The 14,414-nt window shown below is 68.9% G+C and carries 14 protein-coding genes; 5 read left to right on the plus strand and 9 right to left on the minus strand.

Annotated elements, in window-relative coordinates:
* Position 1: 1 nt before the first annotated feature.
* The 3 genes from ACFQS1_RS07385 to ACFQS1_RS07395 form a co-directional block, all read right to left on the minus strand.
* A complete protein-coding gene (locus ACFQS1_RS07385) occupies positions 2-1,327 on the minus strand; it encodes a DUF2398 family protein (protein ID WP_378965396.1) in 1,326 nt (441 codons plus the stop codon).
* Positions 1,324-2,946, minus strand: coding sequence for a TIGR02677 family protein (locus ACFQS1_RS07390; RefSeq protein ID WP_378965397.1), 1,623 nt, complete (start codon positions 2,944-2,946; stop codon positions 1,324-1,326). Before ACFQS1_RS07390 ends, ACFQS1_RS07385 begins: the two co-directional genes overlap by 4 nt.
* Positions 2,947-3,033: 87 nt before the next feature.
* Positions 3,034-3,297 carry a winged helix-turn-helix domain-containing protein gene (locus ACFQS1_RS07395; protein ID WP_378965432.1) on the minus strand — a complete coding sequence of 88 codons (264 nt, stop codon included), beginning with the start codon at positions 3,295-3,297 and terminating at the stop codon, positions 3,034-3,036.
* Positions 3,298-3,550: 253 nt separating this feature from the next.
* On the opposite strand from ACFQS1_RS07395, the gene ACFQS1_RS07400 reads away from it, so the two are divergent.
* The gene (locus ACFQS1_RS07400; protein WP_378965398.1) at positions 3,551-3,793 is read left to right on the plus strand and encodes a hypothetical protein; all 243 of its coding nucleotides are present in this window, start codon (positions 3,551-3,553) and stop codon (positions 3,791-3,793) included.
* Positions 3,794-3,813: 20 nt separating this feature from the next.
* Here the strand turns inward: ACFQS1_RS07400 and ACFQS1_RS07405 are convergent, their stop codons facing one another.
* Together ACFQS1_RS07405 and ACFQS1_RS07410 are read right to left on the minus strand one after the other, a co-directional pair.
* Positions 3,814-4,185 carry a hypothetical protein gene (locus ACFQS1_RS07405; protein WP_465263195.1) on the minus strand — a complete coding sequence of 124 codons (372 nt, stop codon included), beginning with the start codon at positions 4,183-4,185 and terminating at the stop codon, positions 3,814-3,816.
* A gap of 31 nt (positions 4,186-4,216) precedes the next feature.
* On the minus strand, positions 4,217-5,470 hold the full coding sequence (locus ACFQS1_RS07410; protein ID WP_378965400.1) for a helix-turn-helix domain-containing protein: 1,254 nt from the start codon (positions 5,468-5,470) through the stop codon (positions 4,217-4,219).
* A 223-nt stretch (positions 5,471-5,693) separates the two neighbouring features.
* On the opposite strand from ACFQS1_RS07410, the gene ACFQS1_RS07415 reads away from it, so the two are divergent.
* Positions 5,694-6,293, plus strand: coding sequence for a hypothetical protein (locus ACFQS1_RS07415; RefSeq protein WP_378965401.1), 600 nt, complete (start codon positions 5,694-5,696; stop codon positions 6,291-6,293).
* Here ACFQS1_RS07415 and ACFQS1_RS07420 read toward each other — a convergent pair.
* Positions 6,290-6,742, minus strand: coding sequence for a hypothetical protein (locus ACFQS1_RS07420; RefSeq protein WP_378965403.1), 453 nt, complete (start codon positions 6,740-6,742; stop codon positions 6,290-6,292). The genes ACFQS1_RS07415 and ACFQS1_RS07420 overlap by 4 nt on opposite strands.
* A 71-nt stretch (positions 6,743-6,813) precedes the next feature.
* On the opposite strand from ACFQS1_RS07420, the gene ACFQS1_RS07425 reads away from it, so the two are divergent.
* Genes ACFQS1_RS07425 through ACFQS1_RS07435 form a run of 3 tightly spaced genes read left to right on the plus strand, consistent with a single transcriptional unit; the run spans position 6,814 to position 9,171 of the window.
* Complete coding sequence (locus tag ACFQS1_RS07425) at positions 6,814-7,377, plus strand: hypothetical protein (RefSeq protein ID WP_378965404.1); 564 nt, start codon at positions 6,814-6,816, stop codon at positions 7,375-7,377.
* Positions 7,374-8,534, plus strand: coding sequence for a phosphotransferase (locus ACFQS1_RS07430; RefSeq protein ID WP_378965406.1), 1,161 nt, complete (start codon positions 7,374-7,376; stop codon positions 8,532-8,534). Before ACFQS1_RS07425 ends, ACFQS1_RS07430 begins: the two co-directional genes overlap by 4 nt.
* A 55-nt stretch (positions 8,535-8,589) precedes the next feature.
* Positions 8,590-9,171, plus strand: a complete 582-nt coding sequence (locus ACFQS1_RS07435; protein ID WP_378965407.1) for a hypothetical protein — start codon at positions 8,590-8,592, stop codon at positions 9,169-9,171.
* Here the strand turns inward: ACFQS1_RS07435 and ACFQS1_RS07440 are convergent.
* From ACFQS1_RS07440 to ACFQS1_RS07450, 3 genes are read right to left on the minus strand one after another with little or no spacing between them, the layout of a single operon-like run.
* Complete coding sequence (locus ACFQS1_RS07440) at positions 9,168-10,010, minus strand: hypothetical protein (RefSeq protein ID WP_378965408.1); 843 nt, start codon at positions 10,008-10,010, stop codon at positions 9,168-9,170. The genes ACFQS1_RS07435 and ACFQS1_RS07440 overlap by 4 nt on opposite strands.
* The gene (locus ACFQS1_RS07445) at positions 9,902-10,402 is read right to left on the minus strand and encodes a hypothetical protein (protein ID WP_378965410.1); all 501 of its coding nucleotides are present in this window, start codon (positions 10,400-10,402) and stop codon (positions 9,902-9,904) included. Before ACFQS1_RS07445 ends, ACFQS1_RS07440 begins: the two co-directional genes overlap by 109 nt.
* Before the next feature lie 20 nt (positions 10,403-10,422).
* Positions 10,423-14,370 (minus strand): AAA domain-containing protein, encoded by a 3,948-nt coding sequence (locus tag ACFQS1_RS07450; RefSeq protein ID WP_378965411.1) that lies wholly within the window; start codon positions 14,368-14,370, stop codon positions 10,423-10,425.
* Positions 14,371-14,414: the final 44 nt, after the last annotated feature.

The raw sequence follows: 14,414 nt of genomic DNA on the forward strand, positions 1-14,414 counted from the left end.
ATCAGAAGAGAGTGCGTTGTTTGACCTGGGCCACGGTGCTGCGGTAACGGCCGATCAACGGACGGGCCAGCACCCCACCGGGCACGGCGAGCACGGCGCCGAACCGTACGAGCAACGCCACCGCCTCGACGCGCAGGCGCTCCGGATCGGCGTGCCAGGCCGCGCCGAACGCCGACCCGTACGTCCGCAGAATCTCCGCGGTCGCGTCCCGCAGCACGCTGTCGGTGATCAGCGGAAGTCGCCGCTCCTCGGTCTCCGACTCGGCCGGGGCCGCCGGAACGGCGTCGCCGGCGTCGGCGGTCAGCGGGACGCTCGCTGGCAGGCCGGCATCGATCTGGCCGACCAGCTTCTCCTGCTCCTCGGCCGGGTCCGGCACCGGCATGCGCCGTGTCCTGCGCCCGTCGGAATCGGCCACCCGGTCGGCGATCGCCACGGCCAGCAGGACCGCCGCCTGCGCCACCGATCCGGTGCCCGGGAACCGCTCCACCGACCAGCCGGCCGTGTCGACCAGCAGCACGCCCTCGGCCCGCCGCTCCAGCCGCAACCCGGTGAGCCGCTGCAGGTCGGCGGGGAGCGCCTGCCCGCGCAGGTGGTTGGCGATCTCGGTGGGCACGTCGTCGTAGTAGACGACCGGGCGCTCGACCGCCGCCCGGCGGGCGGCCTGCGCCGCGGCCCGGCGCTCGGCGTTGCCGCTGCTGCTCAGCGAGCGCTCCAGCAGCGCGGTCACCGATTCGATGTGCTGCAGCACGCGGGCCGGCCGGAACACGGCGAAGACGGCATCGCGGGCAACGTCGTACAGGGCCTCGCCCGCCCCGGGATCGCTGGCCCAGGCCGTGCTCGAACCGTCGGCCAGCCGCAGCACGCCGCGGTCCTCCAGCCAGGCCACCGCGTCGACGAAGGCCCGGCGATCCGTCCCGCTGTCCGGGTCGAGCCCGAGACCGGTGATCCGGCCGGCGTCGGCGGCCACCGCCTCGGCCAGCTCGGTGAGGGTGATCTGGATGCCGGCCCGGCCGAGCGTGGCCAGGCAGAGCGACAGGTACGCGTACCGCTGCCGGTCGAACGGGCGCCCGGTGCGGGACACCGCCGGCCGGTCGGTCGCCAGCCGGTCGGCCGTGCGGACCAGCCGGGCCGTGCCGCCGTGCAGCTCCAGCCGGTAGCCGAACGCCTCGGACAGGTCGCGGCGCAGCTCGGCGGAGAACCGGCGGACCCGGGGGAGCGCCTTCTCGTCCGGCCAGGTCGCGGTGATCAGCGGATGGCGCAGCAGCAGCCGGACCGTGCGTTGATAGTCGGCGAGCTCCAGATCGGACACCTCGGCGGCGAACCTCACGCGACCACCGACTCTGCTTGCTCGGCTCGCCGGGCTGCGGTGTGCTCGGCGGGCTCGGCTCGCTGGGCTGCGGTGTGCGCGGCCGGCTCGGCTCGCCGGGCTGCGGTGTGCTCGGCGGGGGACACGGTGAGCCCGAAGCCGTCGATGTGCAAGCGGCCCGATTCGGTGCACACCGTGCTGAATCGGCCGGGGCGCGGGCTGAGCGTCAGCCGTACCCCGAAGGCCGCGGCCGCCAAGCTCGACTCCGGCCGACCGGCCTGGCGCGCCGACAGGGCGATGTCCAGCAGCCGGCGCAGCACGCCGGCTTGGGCGTCGGTCAGCGTCTCCGCCCCGATCAGGCTCGCGGCCGCCTCGGCTTGGCGGCGTTCCTCGGCGACCTGCCGGTCCCGCAGCGCCCGCCGGGACGACTCGGACCGCTCGATCCGCGCGATGCGGCCGTTGCCCTGCCCCGGCATCCGGCCGCTCTGCACCAACGACCGGGACAGCTCCACGGCCGGCGCCTCCCACCAGGACGGGCGCCCCGGAATGGCCTCCGGGTCGGGGTAGGCCACGCCGACGTGCCGTGCCGCCCCCAGCCCGAACACCACGTCGAAGACGGCGTGCGCGGCCTCGGCTGAGCCCGCGCCGGTGAACCACGCCGCCAGATGGCGCAGCTGCGACTCCCGGCTCACGCCGCCTCGCCGCGCCTCGGTGACCCGCCGCAGCAGAGCGAGAACGTCGCCGATCGCCGCCATGGTCGCGCCCGACAGCCGATCGGCCTCACTCGGCAGGTCGTTGTCCGGCGCCAGCCACGACCGCAAGCCCTGCCAGCGGCGTCGCCAGTCCTCCAGCCGCTCCACCGGTGTCGCGAACAGCCGCTCGTCGGCCTCGGCCGCCGCCTCGATCATCCGGTCCAGACCGGTGGCCTCCACGTCGTGGACCGCTTCCCGCAGGCGTGGCGTGTACCGCTGCAACTCGTCGTGGAAGTCCCGGAGGTGGGCGAGCAGCGCGTCCTTGTGACTGAGGAAGACCTCCGGGCGTACGTCATGGGTCCGGCTCAGATCGCCGAGCATGTGATAGAACCGCGCGGCCCGTTCCGCGACGTCGGCCAGCGCCCGATCGAGACGGTTGAGCTTGCGGTAGACCTCCTCGGCATCGCCGTCCGCGTTCGCCTTCGCCAGCGCCTGCAGGTCGGCCAGCAGGTCCGCGAAGACCAGCCGGGACAGCGTGCTGTCGTCCAGCCCCGCCGCGAGGACCGACTCGACCGCGCGGTGCGCACGGTACCCGGCCTCGGTGAACTGGTAGACGGAGTGCCGGTTGCGGTACTCGGCCAGGGTGGCCGCCCGGGCGCCGTCCTGGCTGCGGTCCAGCACTCCCCAGTCGACCAGCGCGTCCAGCAGCCGGGGCAGCTCCAGGGTCGACGGATCCGGGCAGTCCCGATGCACCTCCGCGAGACCGGCCAGCGCGGCCTGCACGTCCGAGGTGTGCAGGACCACGTGGTAGCTGGACCGGGCGGCGTCGAAGGCACGGAGCAGCCACAGGTAGGCGAGCCGATTATCGGCGTTGACGTAGCTGAACAGCCGGAGGCGGTCGTCGACCCCGAAGTCGTCCAGCCCGAACGACGAATTCGATCCCGCCATGCGGCAACCCTACTGGGGGCGGCGGACATGCTGCACAGGCCGTGTCCCTCTCCCGGGCCACGGTCATCCGTGGGTCTGGTCGCCGGGTTAGGGCTTCGCTCTGCCGTCTTCTTCGGTGACGAAGACCCCGACGCCGGACAAGCCTTCCACCAGGCCCTTCGCCTTGAGCCACTGCACCGCGTTGCGCACGACCGTAATGGACACCCCGTATTGAGTACGGAGTTGCGCAGTGCTCGGCAGGCGATCTCCCGGCTGCAGCTGGCCGGACTCGATCTGAGCGGTGATGTCGTCGATGAGCTGCTGCGTCTTTGATTTGGCCACGTTGGTCTGCTCCCTGGTCCGCAAAGCCAGTGGACCATGCGAGGAGCGCTGCCCGCAAGCATCAGGGGGCAGCAAGGTGCATGTGAAGGTTACTTTATGCATAAGGCTGAGTTGGGTTTGCTGCTGTCGTTCCCTGGTCCGCAACCGTGGACGACCGACGCGGCGGGCTACCCGTCGCGTTCGTGCGGTAACCGGCCGGACGTCACCGGTTCGTCCGGCCGGTCGTCCATCCCGGAACAGAGGTCCTCAGCCCAGGTGGGAAGGTTCAGCAGAGGAGGTATGAATGATCACGCAGGCCGATGACGCGCTGATGTGGATCGCCGAACGGGTTGCCGACTGCTTCTCCAAGTCCGGCTACGCCTTCGTTGAGGACGACAAGGTCGGACCGTTGGCTGCCACCTTGCGAACGTTCTTAACCGTGGAAGGCATCCCAGTGAACACCATCAACGACCAAGCCATCGGCGACGACGATTCGGCGAACGACAAGCCGGCTGAGGCCGCCGCACCGGAAGATCACCCCCGGTAGAAGATCACACTGCCAGTAGCTCAGCGAGCATCGCTGGCTGATGTTGCAACGGCGTCGAAGATGTCGGCGTCGACCTCTTTCTGCCACGGCGGGAGATCCTCCCACGGCGCTACGTAGGAGGGTTTCGGGTCGGGGATGTGTCGATAGATGTGGGCGTTCCAGCACGCCGCTACGAACTGACCCTTCTGTTCACGTTCGAGGTTCAGCGCGGCGTTACCACTGCTGCGTACGAGGGCCTGGATGAGGTCCTGCGTCGCTGCGGCGCAGGATCGTTCCCAGTCGGGCATTTGCTCCCACGGCGTGACGTACCCGGGTTTGGGCGCGCCAGGAAAGTGCTTGTGGACGCCGGCGATCCATGCGTCGCGGAACAGCCTGCCGGGTTCGTCGGGCACCACGTGTTTCCTTCCCTGGGTAAGGCGAGGGTTACAGGACGGCGGTGAGCTGGGCGATTTCCTCGTCGAGGTGCCGGACGTGGGGGTCGGACCGCATCGGGACCAGGTGCGGACGAAGATTGTGGAGTCTGCGGACGATCACGCCGGAGCCGGTGTTGCGGGCGTGGTCGAGAGCAGCGAAGCCGTGCGTGACCACGCGCAATGGGTCTTTGTGCTGGGTGCCCACGACGGCGAGGTCGACGAGCGTGATTCCTCGGCGCCGGCCCGGCTGTCCAGCCGCGAGTAGCTGATTGAGCAGCGGTTCGGCGCGGTGAGACTGCTGCTGTTTGAGGTAGCAAGCGGCGCGGTCCTCCGGCAGCCGGCTGCCGTCGAAGCGGAGCCAGCCGCCGGGATATGGATGGCTGAGCCCGGTCACCCGTTCGGCATTTTCCAGGGCGCGTTCACAGCCCGCGTGGTCTCCGATCGCGGCGAGGCTTTGGGCGAGGACGGCGGCGGCCCAGTGCCGCGTTGACCGCGCCGGATCGCCGCGTCGGGCGACCTGAACGGCGAGTTCGAGCAACGGGACTGCGTCGGCGGAACGCTCCTCGTAGAGGCTGATGTAGGCGTGCCGGGTCAGGGCGCAGGACCATAGGTCCCAGGCGTTGGCTTCCCGGGCTGCGGTGGCGGCGAGGGTGTAGCACTGCGCGGCGTCGCTGTACCGGTCGGCGTCGAACATCACCTCACCGGCGAGCTGGAACGTATCCGCGGTGGCCGCGTGCAGGTCTCGGCGGACGCTGACGCGTTGCGGGCGCTGAAGGGCCGTGATCAATTGGCTTAGCTGCCGATGAACCCTCGGATAGAGGCTCGTTTTTGAGGACGCGGTTGCGAAGTCTGCCCAGAGCTTTCTGTTTGTCCGCATCAGCTCGGCGAGTCCGGTCGCGTCCAGTGGTCTGTTTGCCGCCTCGGTAGGCCGCTGCCTCAGCGGTGTGAACGAGATGGCGGCGGTGGCGGCGCTGACCAGGCGCAGCAGGTCGCGGCGCTTCATTTCACTCACCCCCGCGGCTCCAGCCACCGGTGCATGGGCGGTGCTCGATGATCGAGGCAGTGTCGGACAGATAAGAATCGCGGCTGTCTCGACCTGCAACGCTCGGGCGATCTTGTCGAGCGTGCTCAGCCGGGCGCTGGTCCGGCGACCCTGTTCGAGCCGGCAGAGCGTGTCGAGCGCGATGCCTGCCCGTTCGGCGAGTTGTTCCTGCGTCAAGCCGAGCTGGGTACGCCGTCGAGCGATCTGCACCCCGTTGACCACGGTTGCCTCCCGTCGCGACGAATCCCTGCTCAAGCTACCGCCTCCCGCAGCGATCAGGACATGCTCTCCGCCGGTTGTAGGCCATGGCGTCCTACCGCCGTCCTTCGGGTAGGCCAACTCGCCTCTTCACCGAAAGCTATTGCCTGGACACGATCGGTGTATCAGCGAGTTTCCCGGGTCGACCGGCCCGGCGCGCTCGCATCACCGTTCGTGAGGAGTAGCGATGGACACCAGCACGAAGCTCGACCCGACCACCGTCGGCCGGCGCGGCGCCGAGATCCTGAAGCAAATGCAGGCCCACCCGCTGTGGGAACGGTTCACCACCTCCAGCATGAGGTACAGCCCCTGCTGGGCCACCTACACCGGGATGCCGGCGATCTCCAAGTTCGACCTCGATCGCGACGGGCAGCCGCTGCTGGTCGAGGCGATGCGGGCACTCGCGCTCAAGGCTGCCGTCTACGAGCTGACCGGCGGCGACGAGAAGATCTCCGAACTGCTGCTGCCACTGCCGGTCGACGACATGGTCCACGCCGTACTGGCCCAGCACACCGTCATGTCCCACATCGAGCGGGACCTGGGCGTGCTGTTCCCGCACGACACCGCCCTCGAGGACTTCGCCTACCACCGCGGCTGCGACACCGACACCTTCTACGCCGCCGCCGGTTGGGGTGGGCAGCCGCTGCGGTACTGGCTCGACACCGTCGAGGTCGACCGGCGCATCGCGCATCTGAACGGCCTCTACGGCAGCGTCGGCATCGCCGCCGGCGGACGCGGCCACGACATCGACTTCGACACGATGTTCACCACTGCGACCGCAGCCTAGGAGCGGGCCAGTTCCACGGACAACACCCGGCGCAGGACGGTGACGACCTCGCCGGGTGCGAACCGCTCGCCCGCCTCCCGTTCCAGCTGCGCCACCACCGAGAACATCTCGTCTCGGTCCGTCGACCGCAGGTGCGCCACCATCCAGCCACTGAGGTCGTCCAGCGCCTCGGGCAGGATCAGCGCCTCCGGCGGGGGCGCCGGAACGGCCTCGGTGTGCAGGTTCGGCAGCGGTCGGCCCGCGGAGGCGTACGCGCCCGGCGGCATCCCGACCCGGAATGGGTGCACACAGACCGGGACCCCGGACGGTGTGGCTCGCCAGCCGAGTTGCGGCCGGTAGGCCAGCTCGGTACGCGGGCGGGCCACCACGTCGAAATCCCCCGGTCCCAGGACCTGGCCGGGACAGATGCCGCAGGTCTCGTCGCACCAGCGTTGCAGAGGCTCCGCCACCACGCCATCGTATCGGCCCATTCAGGAAGATCCCGCCGATGACCATCCTCAGTCCACCACGTCACGCCCTCGTGGACAGCGCCCTGCTCGTCGCCCGCCGATGGTGTTCTGGGCAGATCATCGACGACCGGCCCGCCCTGGCACACGCCGTCCGGGTGGCCGTCACCATTGGGGTCCACCAGCCGATCGCAGCACCGCAGATCATCGCCGCTGCCCTCTTGCACGATGCCCCCGAGTTCGCGCCGCCGGACCTGGACCTCGACCGATTCCTGAGCACCGAGTACGGCCCCGAGGTTCGCCGACTCATCCGCGGTATGCAGTTCGAGCACGACGCACTCGACCGGGACGAGCCGACCATCCCCGACCCGGACGACGTCAACCTGATCCTGCTGTCGACCGCCGACAAAGTGGTGGCGCTGACCTCGCTGTTACGCCGCGCCCACCTCTCCGGGGACACGGCCGCATTCTTCACCACCAGAACACCCCTGTTGAACCTGCTCACCCACTTCAGCAAGTGCCGACGGGCAGCCATCGGAGCGGTGCCGGCGAGCATGACCGCCGACCTCGGAAAAGTCCTGGACGCGCTCGGCACCGCCACCGCTGTCGCCCGCCGCCGACAGGCAGCGCGATCATGACCTCGGCCCACCTCGACGCGGTGATCGCCACACTGTGCGCTGGTGCCGGACTGGCGCCACCCGCAAGCCGGCACCCGATGCAGACCTGGCTGCTGTCCACCGTCGAACGCGTCCGTCTCCTCGACGGCAACACCGTGATCTGCAAGTACGCACGACGGCCGTTCACAACCGAGGCGCGGCTCCTCTGCAGAGCGAGCGACCGCGGGATCCCAGTACCCGCTGTCCTTGCCACCACGGCACTCGACGACACCACGGTCATGCTTCTCGAAGACCTTGGCGATCCCGTCGCGCAGCCGACCGACCGGCTCGCGTCGACGGTAGCCGCCCGGCTACACCGCGCCCGCTTGCCTGTCGATGGGCTGGAACGCTGGGATGGTCCCACGCTCGCGGGCCTACCGGATGCCATGTTGGAGCTGCTCCGGCAACTCGACGCGGACGAACGCCTTCACGTCGCCGACGACGTCGTACGAATCCTGACGGATCTAGCCCGACATGCCGCACCGCTGGCCGCCGGAGCAGAAACGCCGCCGTTCGGCTTTGTCCACGGAGAACTCCACCCGACCTCACTACACGTCGGCTCGTCCGGCTGGCGACTGCTCGACTTCGGCATGGCCTTCACCGGACCGCAAATCCTCGACCTCGCCACCTGGCAAGGAACACGACAGACACCCAACCCCGGACGGCTGCACAAACAGATCGAGGCCTACATCGCCAACGGTGGTACCCGGCGCGCCCGGATCCCACGCGGTGGCCTTCCAGCGCGGAGTACTGGGCACTCGGCTGGCACCGGCTTTGGAGCGCAACCTGGCTACTCCGCCTCATTGCCGCTGGCCCGGACGGATTTCGGCGATCAGTTGCAGACGATGTCTTACATCGACAGATCCGCACCGCCGGCGACCTGCTGCGCTCCAGATGAGGTACCAGCTCCCAGGTTGGCCGCGTCGTGTCCTGCGCGCCGGATCTCTAGGTCCGTGATCGAACCGCAGTTGTTGAGAGCCATCCTCGAAGTCGCCCTCGTGCCCAGCGTTGGCTGGCGCCCTGATCTCCCAGCTTCGGACACCGTTCCTCAGACGATTGGTCAGACCATTGGCGCAGAATCTGCGGCGGTTTACAAGGTTCTGGCTCGGTGTGGGCAGTTTCGGAGTCTTGACGCCTGACCAGGGGAGCACCAAGGTTGGCCAGGTAGGTTCATACGGTCGACGGAGATATGTGATGGCGTCACGGCGGACGATCCGCTCAGAGTTCCAGCAACTGCTTCTCAATCTCGCGGTCGATGTGGCGCGTGACGTTGCCGAGGAAGTCAGGCCACGTATCGCGAACTGGGTGACCGGCCAGGCGATTCCGACTGTGAAGTCGACGGTGGTGTCGGCCACGACCTCGACTCGGCGGATGGCGACCACGATCGGCAAAGGCCGAAAACGTGCCGTCCGGGTCCAAGCGAAGGTCGGGCCGCCCGAATCGGAGCCGGCGGTTGAGCCTGCACCCTCGGAAGAGTCGCACGACGTGGCGGCCGTGATTGAGGCCTACCGGTCAGGTCTGAGCAAGGTCGAGGCGCGGCGCCGCATTGTCGCCGCCCTGGCGGCCAACCTGTCCAGCGAGCAGCAGGTGCAGATCGCTCGTGATGCGGGGATTGACGGTGACGGCGACACGCCGGAGCTGGACGCCGCCACGATCACGCTCACCCAGAAGCAGCTGGGGGAGAGCATTCAGTCGATGCTGGAGACCACCCCTTCGTTGCTCAGCGAACAGTCGCTGGACGCCCTTCGCGAAATCCTCGAGGCTGAGCCTGCTTAATCGGCGTCACCGCGCAGGCGGCGCGCCCGCTCGGCGATGCCGCCGGCCAGCTTGCCCGTCACTGAGCCGGCCCGGTCGAGGGTCTTGCTGCCGAGGGTCCGCGCCGCGTCGACGCCGCTTGCTCCGGTTTCGAGCGCCTTGTCTTTTGCCTCCGTGGCGGCGTCCACCCACCGTCGTGCCTCGGCCGACTCGCGGCCGGACTCGATGCCGAGCCGCCCGTGGAACTCGTGGATGCTGACCGCGACGTTGTTGCTGGACCGGACGACGGCCGGGGACGCGGTCGGGTGCAGCAGCACCTTCGCGTTGGCCATGCCGGCCGCCGCATTCATCCGGTTCACCAGGAGCTCGGTGGTCCGCGAGATGAGTTCCAGCCGGTTCTGCCGGGCCGCCTTCAATCCGAGTCGATGCCCGTCCAGCTCGTCGGGAGACGCGTCCAGCACCCGGTCGAGCTCGAGCACGGCGATCGCGTCCTGCAGTTGGAAGCAGCGGGCCAGCACCGCGAGCCACTCCCGACTCTTGGACTCCGCTTCCTTGGCCGCCTCGGCGAGGTCGCCGATGCCGGTCTTGCGCTCCAACTTCTCCGCGAGCGCGTCGAGCTGACGCAACGCGTACGCCTGGGTTTCCGCAATTGTGGCCGGCGCGGTCTGCACTTTCGACCAGGTGATCTCGTCGACCCTGCCCCGGCTTTCCCGAATCGTCATGGCCTCCTCGAGGACAAGGCCGACGCCGATCATGCGCGCCAGCACGGCGTCCTTCTGAGCGCGCAATACGTCATCGACCTTCTCGTCGATTTTGGCGAGGTAGTCGGTGATTTCGTCCATGGCCTGTTGCATCGCCACCTGCGCCATGATGCTCGCCGCCCGGCCAGGATCGCTGGGTTGCTCAGCAGCGAACCGGGCTTCTTCGCGAACTCGATGAATCCGCCGATCTGGCCTTTCTGCCCCTTCACCACGCCGGTCTTGAGGCCGCTCTTCGAGCTTTCCCGCAGCCCGTGCTTCTTGACCAGCTGTGCCGACTCCTTGGTCAGCTTCATCCAGCGACTGGAATTGGCGGCAATCTCCGAGCCGGCCTGCGCAGCCGCACTTCCCATGCTGGCGACGGACTTGAGCCGCGGCAGCGGCAGGTCCTTCGCCGACAGTCCCTCCGCGGCGAGGAAGCGTTCCACGTCCGTCGGGTTACCGATGATCGCCAGGCCGTCGCCGTCACTGATCAGCTGGATGTCGTTGTCCATCGGCTGCTCCACGGAATCCATCAGTGCTCGTCTTTCGCGTAGTCGGAACGTCGCCCCTCGGGCTCATGTCTGGCGCCGCGCACGCGCAACAAGCGTGTGGGGCTGCGGAATCGTCGCGCTTCTTCGCTGTGCGGCTGGTAGTACTGCACGTGGCCGGTGTAGCCGCGTCCGCGTTCGCCTACCGCGACGTCGGACTGCTGTGCCACCGCTTGCAGCAGCGCCTTCGCCTCCGACTGGCGCAGCCAGCACACGAACCGCGTCCCGCCGGGCGATAGCCGCTCCAGCAGGACGTTGGCCCCGTACGTCCGTGCCTCCACCGAATCGTCGGGATGGAAGCGCGCCCAGCCGGTGGTTCGGCCGTGCTCCCGGTTCGGGGCGTCGGCTCCGGTGGCATAGGCCTGCAAGACCGCCTCGGCCTCGTGCGGACGTACCCATGCGACGCTGCGGTATCCGTCCGGGACATCGACCCATCGCGACGGCGGCTCCGCATACGCCTCGACCATGGTGATTCCGGACGTGATCGAATAGACGTCATCGGCAGGGTCACGCTGTTCCGGCACGGCTTCGACTGCAGGCTCGGCCGGCGGCGGCGACGGTGCGGGGACCTGAGCTTCGGCCCGCGGCGCTGGCGGTGCGGAGACCTGAGCCTCGGCCGGCGGAACCGGTGGTGCGGGAACCTCAAGTGCCGCCGGTGGGCTGACCGGCGCCGGAGGCTCCGGGTCGGCGGAAGCGACTCCGCCCAGTTCCTCGATGCGGTGCCACAGCGGCTCCATCGCCTTCTCCGGGTCGCGGCTGAAGACGCTGCCCCGGATGCGGACGAATACGCAGTTGCCCACCCGCTCCAGCAGCGCCTGCCGGCGGATGTCCGCCTCCCACTGATCGGGCCCGTGGTAGGCGTCGCCGTCGCACTCCACCGCCAGACGGCGGCCGTCCGCGAGCGGCAGCACGAAGTCGATCCGGTAGCTACCGATCTTGAACTGGGGGAGCGGTCGGAGGTCGCGGAGCAGCATGCGCTTGAGCACGGCGCGTTCGAAGTCGCTGTCGCAACGCTTTTCCAGATCCTGGTACGCCTCCTGGGCCGTCCCGACGTTCTGGCAATAGAGGAGAAGCTTCCCGCGGGCATCGTCGGCCGGGACATCGCCGGGCTGGAACGAGTGGAAGACCCAGAGTTGGTCGCGGGCCCGCGAGGCGGCGACGTTGACCCGCCGGTGGTAATCGCGCTTGGTGAAGGGTGCGATCCGGCCGTCGTGCGCGGATGCGACAAGGGAGAGCAGCACGATGTCGCGTTCGTCGCCCTGGAACGTGTAGGAGTCTCCGACCCGCAGCTTCCGTCGTTCGAGTTCCTCCATGCCGACCGTTTCCCGCAATTGCTGCAGCAGGTACATCCCCTGGCCGCTCGTGCTCAGCAGGCTCACGACGCCGATCGTCTTTCCCTCGTACGCCGGATCGGCCACGATGGCCCGCACCCGCTCGACGAGAAGCCGTGCCTCCTCGACGTTGACGTCGCCGTGCGAGTCGATCGCCTGGCGCACGCCGTCGGGCACGTAAACGGCCTGAACCGGTGCGCCGATCCCGGCCGGCCGGTCGGTGCGCAACGGCTCGATCTTGCTGTCGTAGTAGTTGATGCTGGAGAACTCGATGATCTGCGGCACGCAGCGGAAATGTTCGGTCAGCAGGATCCGCTCCGACCGGCGTACGGCGTGATCGTAGAGGCTGCCCTCAGGGTCGAACTGGTTCGCCGACGGCACGTCGTCCAGGTGCGCCTCGATCAGGCCCTGCACGTCACCGACGAAGGTGAGCTGCGGACCGATCTGCTGGTCGTCGCCGACCACGACGGCGCGTTCGGCCAGGCTCAGCACCGGCAGCGAGAACATGTCGGCCTGCGACGCCTCATCGACGATGATCACATCGAACTTCCCGCCGGTCGGGAACTGCTCGATGGCCCGGTCGATCGACATGACCCACACCGGCACCGCGTCGACGGCGGCCGACATCTGCCGCTGCGCCTCGGCCTGCCAATGCGACGCCTTCTTGCCCGTACCCTTGCCGATTTTCCGAAGCGAGGTCGCCCAGTCGCTCAGCGCGGCCCGCTTGCGGTCGTCCAGAGCGCGCGAGACGGCCAGCCAGGACGACGCGACCACCAACTCGCTGGTGAGCTTGCGGATCTGCTCGCGGCACCGCTCGACGCGGCGGCCGATGACGCTCGCGTCCAGGTCACCGATTACCTCGTCGAACCACGTCTGCACCTGACGCCAGCGCCAGCGGTGCAGACAATCCGGTCCGGTTCCGTGCAGCGCCGCCGCCGTGCCGGCGTCGATCTCGGCGGACCACAGCGGTGCCGCGGCGGCGAGGCGGTGCTGCAGATTCGCGTACGTCTGGGCCTGCGGAACCAGCGACGCGAGCCGGCGGATTTCCGCGCAGGTGGCATCCCAGCCCGGCAGTTCCGTCTCCTGCCACTGAAGATCCAGGACGCGCCACAGATCGCTGGCGCCGGGCCGGGACATGCCTTCTTGCAGGTACGCGGCAATGCGGTTCTGTGTGGACGCAAGGTGATCGTGCTCGAATACGGCCGTGGCCCGCCCGAGCAGTTGGGCTGCGGCGTGCAGCGTCCCGCTGTCGGCGCGCGGCTCCAGCTGGGGCAACGCTTGCCGCAGTTTCGCGTACAGGTCGGGCCATTCGTCGCTGTCCCAGCGCACGGCCGTGCGGGCCTGTTCGATCAGCTCGCTGGCCCACATCTCCGGGGCTCCCTGCAACTGATCCGGCGGGATGCCTAGCCACTGCGCCCAGTCGGTCCACCGCCCGGCCAGCTGGGCGCGCACCTGCTGACGCGTCACATGAGCAACGACCAGATCAACATCTTGCACCGTACGCAGCGGTTCGCCGTCGACCTGACATTCCTGAGCCAGCTTGGCAAGGCTGCCGTGGAACAGCTTGCTGACGCCCTTGCCGGCCGCGAACCGTTGCCGCACCTCGGCAAGCTCCGCCTGCAGTTGTCGCGGCTGATTCGCGTACGAGTCGGGAACGGCGGCGATGTGGCCGCCGATCTCACCGGCCAATCCGGCGAGTTGCGTCATCGCGGCGTGGCAGGCCTGTACGTGCTGGTTCCACAGTTGCTGCCATTGCGGATCGTCCAGCCGACGGCCGAGCCGATCGATCCACGCGCCCTCCCGCCGGCGCAGCAGTCCGACCGCGTCGTGCAGGCGCCGCTCGAGCTCGGCGAACGCCTCGGGGCCCATCACCCGCACCGCGCCGAGGTGGATGCCGGCCGCCGACAGTTCCCGAAGCTCGGCGGCCAAACCGGCCAGCCGCTGACGGTCGGCGCGGACGGCCGCCTCCGGCGGCAAGTTGCCGACCAGCGGCAGCTCGCGCAGTGCCTGTACCCGGTCGGACGCGGTGAGCGTCGTGGCCAGGTGAAGCAGCCGGGAGAACTCGTCCGCGTCAAGCGGGGGCTGCTGATCGTCCCGTACGGAATCAGGAATGTCGCCGAAGGCGTCCGCGCCGGCATTGAGCCACTCGCCCACGTCGGCCGGCCCCAGCAGGGCGCCGTTGAGGCGGTACGTCCGCGCATCGTTCTCGGCGATCGACCGCAGCGCCGCCAGCGCGCGGGCGAGCTCTCGTTCGGTCTCCTCCAGCTGGTCGGTAAGGATGTCGATGTGCTGTTGAGCCCGGTGCTGGTCGAGGGTGGCGGCACGGTCGGAGAGCTCACGCGCGGCTACCTGCAACTGGACGAGCTGGTCCGCCGAGCGTCCGAGCACCGCCAGGCAGAGCGCCTTGACCTCCTCCGGCAGTCCGTCCCGCAGCACCCGCAGCGGATCTTCCTTCTGGGCCACCACCAGCACACGCTTGCCATGTGCCATCAGATGGCAGATCAGGTTGCGGATGGTGCCCTCCCTGTCACGCTTAGATGAGACAGCCCGTTGACCAGGGGATACTCTTCCTGGACGGTCACGAGGAGAGATCATCAGCATGACGTCGAACCCCAGCGAGAGCCCTGATCCGGACGCCCGGCCCC

It is taken from the genome of Paractinoplanes rhizophilus (assembly GCF_042664765.1).
Classification (GTDB): Bacteria; Actinomycetota; Actinomycetes; order Mycobacteriales; family Micromonosporaceae; genus Actinoplanes; species Actinoplanes rhizophilus.